This window comes from Xenorhabdus sp. PB61.4 (assembly GCF_963894935.1).
GTDB lineage: Bacteria > Pseudomonadota > Gammaproteobacteria > Enterobacterales > Enterobacteriaceae > Xenorhabdus > Xenorhabdus stockiae.
The window spans coordinates 1-3,511 of sequence record NZ_CAWQJR010000088.1; the positions used below are offsets into that span (position 1 = coordinate 1).

Genomic DNA, 3,511 nt, shown 5'->3' on the forward strand with positions numbered 1-3,511 from the left:
AAGGCAGCATGAAACAGCATTCGGTGGTGCGGTAGTTCAGTTGGTTAGAATACCGGCCTGTCACGCCGGGGGTCGCGGGTTCGAGTCCCGTCCGCACCGCCACCGATTTAGGGGCGTAGTTCAATTGGTAGAGCACCGGTCTCCAAAACCGGGTGTTGGGAGTTCGAGTCTCTCCGCCCCTGCCAGTTAATAACTAAGTAATAATTTATAGTTTTCAGATTAATAGCCCAGCTAATTTTAGCTGGGTTTTTTCTTTTTGTTTTTTTGCATTAATAATCCCTCCACAGCTCTTTTGCTTAGAGTTTTATACGATCTAAGACTCTAGACTGAATGTCATCAATTTGTCACTGGAGCTTTTTCAACAGGTATTTTTAATAATTGTTGGATAAGTGTATGTTGATCGCTATTCTGTAACCACACGGCATATAGTGGCCGTTTAATTTGCTCGTTATCTGGTGCTACAACAAGTTTTGAATACTCTTCAAGCCAGTGAACAGGTAGAAATGTTGCAGCATTGACACTTTCCAATAGCTCTCTGGCAATATGCGCTGAGGTAGTGGTTATGATAGGAGGGTGATCACTTTTCAGAATCAGTTGCTCTTGTTGGTGAAAATCTGCTCCCCATTCCAGCTTTATGTAATTTTCTATACCTTGTTCAATATTATTTTGAGTAGTTAATAAAACAAGCTGAATACTCCCGATCAGCTGACTCTGGAATTCATCCATTTTTGGTGGTTCTGTTGTGATTAAAAGATCTAACTCACGAGAGTGTAGCTGTTTAACAAGAGACTGCCGTGTAGAGACGCGTGATTCGATTCTTATTCCCTGATTATCGCAATAAAACATATTCAACCAAGGGGTTAGATAAGCTTCCCACAGAGATGCAGTAGCGCCGATAGAGAGCTCTGTATGTTGTGAGACATAGCTGATCTCTTTTTTCGCTAATTGCCAGGTATTCATTAACGATTCTGCATAGGGAACCAGACGCTCACCCGCAGCAGTCAGGCGAATATTATTGCGATGTCGTGTGAATAAATTAGCACCAAGTTGATTCTCCAGTTGTCGGATCCGGAAGCTAACGGCGGATTGTGTTAGATAGAGTGATTCAGCTGCCCGACCAAAGTGACGAGTCTTACTGACTTCCAAAAAGGTTTTCAGTAATTCGGTGTCCACATGCATCTCCAATAGTTTTTGTCGTTATGATTTAAATATTTTGTTTTACAGAATGTCAAGCCTCCCTAATACTCCGCGCCATAATTAGTATGACAGTAGAGTTAGGAGTGTGTCAGATGGCTGAAAGCTTCATCACGACTAATCGTTTTTTTGATAATAAACATTATCCACGCGGATTTTCCCGTCACGGTGATTTCACCATCAAAGAGGCCCAATTGCTAGAACGTCATGGCAATGCGTTCAATGAATTGGATCTTGGTAAACGTGAACCACAAACAGAAGAAGAAAAACTGTTTGTAGCAGTTTGCCGTGGTGAACGCGCACCTGTAACAATAGCGGAAAAAGTATGGTTTAAGTATTTGGAGAAAATCAGACGTCCAAAACGTTTCCATACCCTTTCCGGCGGAAAACCACAGTTAGATCCTGCTGAGGATTTCACTGATAGTGATGATTAATATCATCATTGGGATGAAGGATCCATCAAGAGGGGCAAATATGCCCCTTTTCCACACTATCCAACCTGATTTTGTAGCTGAATAAGCAACCTATCCATGCTCCGGTAGCTGAGTGCTTCCATAATATCTGGCTTTTCTATTTTCTTTTGTTCTTTTAAGTCTGCAATAGTACGTGAAACCTTTAGGATTCGATGCCATGCACGTACAGATAGCCCCAATTTTAGTAAAGTATTTTCCAGAAAGATGGCATCTTCCATCTTTAGCTTGCAAACCTTTTCTGTTTGCTTACGGGTAAGATGGGCGTTTACATACCCATTACGCTCTATTTGTATGTTTCTGGCATTCTTTACTCTTTTTTTAACTTCGTGGCTACTTTCCCCATTTTTTGTTGATGACTTGCTCAGGATCCCCGGAGGAAGCAGAGGAACGTCTATAGAAAGGTCAAAACGGTCTAAAAATGGACCTGATAGTTTGGCAAGGTAGCGTAATACCTGCTGTGGACTGCTGCGATTATGTAATCCCTGATGATATCCGGTTGGGCTTGGGTTCATGGCGGCGATCAATTGAACCCGGGCAGGGAAACAAACTTTTGCTTTGGCTCGTGATATCACAATCTCGCCAGATTCTAATGGCTCACGTAATGCATCAAGAACAATACGGTTAAATTCCGGTAATTCATCCAGAAATAAAACACCATTATGGGCGAGGGATATTTCTCCGGGTTTAGGTATTGAGCCTCCTCCAACAAGAGCTGCCATTGATGAGCTATGGTGAGGCGCTCTAAATGGCCGTATATGCCATTTTTGAGGGTTAATTGACTGACCAGCCAGACTATTGATTGCAGCAACGTGTAACGCTTCCTGATGCGTTAGAGGTGGCAGTAGATCACATAGCCGGCTGGCAAGCATGGTTTTACCTGTACCGGGAGGTCCAAGTAACAGGAGATTATGACCTCCTGCGGCTGTTATCTCCAGAGCCCGTTTCGCTTGTTCCTGTCCAATAATATCCTGTAGATCCAGAACAAGTGGCTCGGTTTGTGGAGTGATCGGAGCAGGGGAAAATAAGATGTTTTTTTCACCTCGCAGGAAGTGGCAGACTTGCAATAATTGGTTGGCTAATAACGTTTCATTTTGAGATAGGATAGCCAGTTCAGCCTGATTTTCTGTAGATAAAATTAACTGCCTGCCTGAATTTCTGGCACTAAGTGCGGCGGGAATTGCCCCCATAACCCTGCGTATCTCTCCTGAAAGCGCAAGCTCCCCTAAAAATTCATAATGATTTAACTCAGTTGACGGGATCTGTTCCGAAGCTGCCAGAATTGCAATGGCGATAGGTAAATCATATCTTCCCCCTTCTTTGGGAAGATCTGCTGGAGCCAGATTAACAGTGATCCTTTTTGCCGGGTAGGTAAAACCACTATTGATCAAGGCACTTCTGACACGATCTCTGGCCTCCTTAACCGTAGTTTCGGGTAAACCAACGAGAGTTAAACCGGGTAGGCCGTTACTGATATGCGCTTCTATTGTGACAAGCGGGGAATCGACACCAATAGTGGCTCGGGTGTAGATAATCGCAAGAGTCATAATGCTTTCCTTAGCCAAAAAAATTCATCATGACTTGTTGAAAAATAATAAAAAGTCACCTTTTGTTATTTTGCGAAGCCTTTCGAAAATATAATTATTGTTATCACCAAACTGACATTTTTTAATTTTAGCTAATTTATGTTATTTGTTGATTCTATTATTGATTTCTATTATTTTGAATTAATGGAGTTAGTTTTATTCTGGATTGTTATTACTTTTATTTAGATAAATGGATTATTTTCCTGACTTATTACGATAAGTGTTTTTGTGATAATTCCTGTTTTTATAAAGACCTACATC

At 41.8% G+C, this 3,511-nt stretch carries 3 protein-coding genes and 2 tRNA genes; 3 read left to right on the forward strand and 2 right to left on the reverse strand.

What is annotated here, in order from left to right; all coding sequences use genetic code 11:
• The first annotated feature begins 25 nt into the window (after window positions 1-25).
• Window positions 26-102 (forward strand) — tRNA-Asp (locus tag AACX68_RS05635).
• A gap of 7 nt (window positions 103-109) precedes the next feature.
• Window positions 110-185 (forward strand) — tRNA-Trp (locus AACX68_RS05640).
• Window positions 186-336: 151 nt separating this feature from the next.
• On the opposite strand, the gene hdfR is transcribed toward AACX68_RS05640, so the two are convergent.
• Window positions 337-1,173 carry an HTH-type transcriptional regulator HdfR gene (hdfR, locus tag AACX68_RS05645; RefSeq protein ID WP_228860807.1) on the reverse strand — a complete coding sequence of 279 codons (837 nt, stop codon included), beginning with the start codon at window positions 1,171-1,173 and terminating at the stop codon, window positions 337-339.
• Between the two features lie 116 nt (window positions 1,174-1,289).
• Between hdfR and AACX68_RS05650 the strand changes: the two genes are divergently transcribed.
• Window positions 1,290-1,628 (forward strand): DUF413 domain-containing protein, encoded by a 339-nt coding sequence (locus AACX68_RS05650; protein ID WP_099109288.1) that lies wholly within the window; start codon window positions 1,290-1,292, stop codon window positions 1,626-1,628.
• 56 nt (window positions 1,629-1,684) lie between these two features.
• Here AACX68_RS05650 and AACX68_RS05655 read toward each other — a convergent pair whose 3' ends face one another.
• A complete protein-coding gene (locus AACX68_RS05655) occupies window positions 1,685-3,211 on the reverse strand; it encodes a YifB family Mg chelatase-like AAA ATPase (protein WP_228860808.1) in 1,527 nt (508 codons plus the stop codon).
• Window positions 3,212-3,511: the final 300 nt, after the last annotated feature.

Excerpts from the sequence above, each read along its gene's own strand:
- AACX68_RS05655 (WP_228860808.1), bottom strand. The coding sequence starts at position 3,211 with ATGACTCTTGCGATTATCTACACCCGAGCCACTATTGGTGTCGATTCC.
- AACX68_RS05650 (WP_099109288.1), top strand. The coding sequence starts at position 1,290 with ATGGCTGAAAGCTTCATCACGACTAATCGTTTTTTTGATAATAAACAT.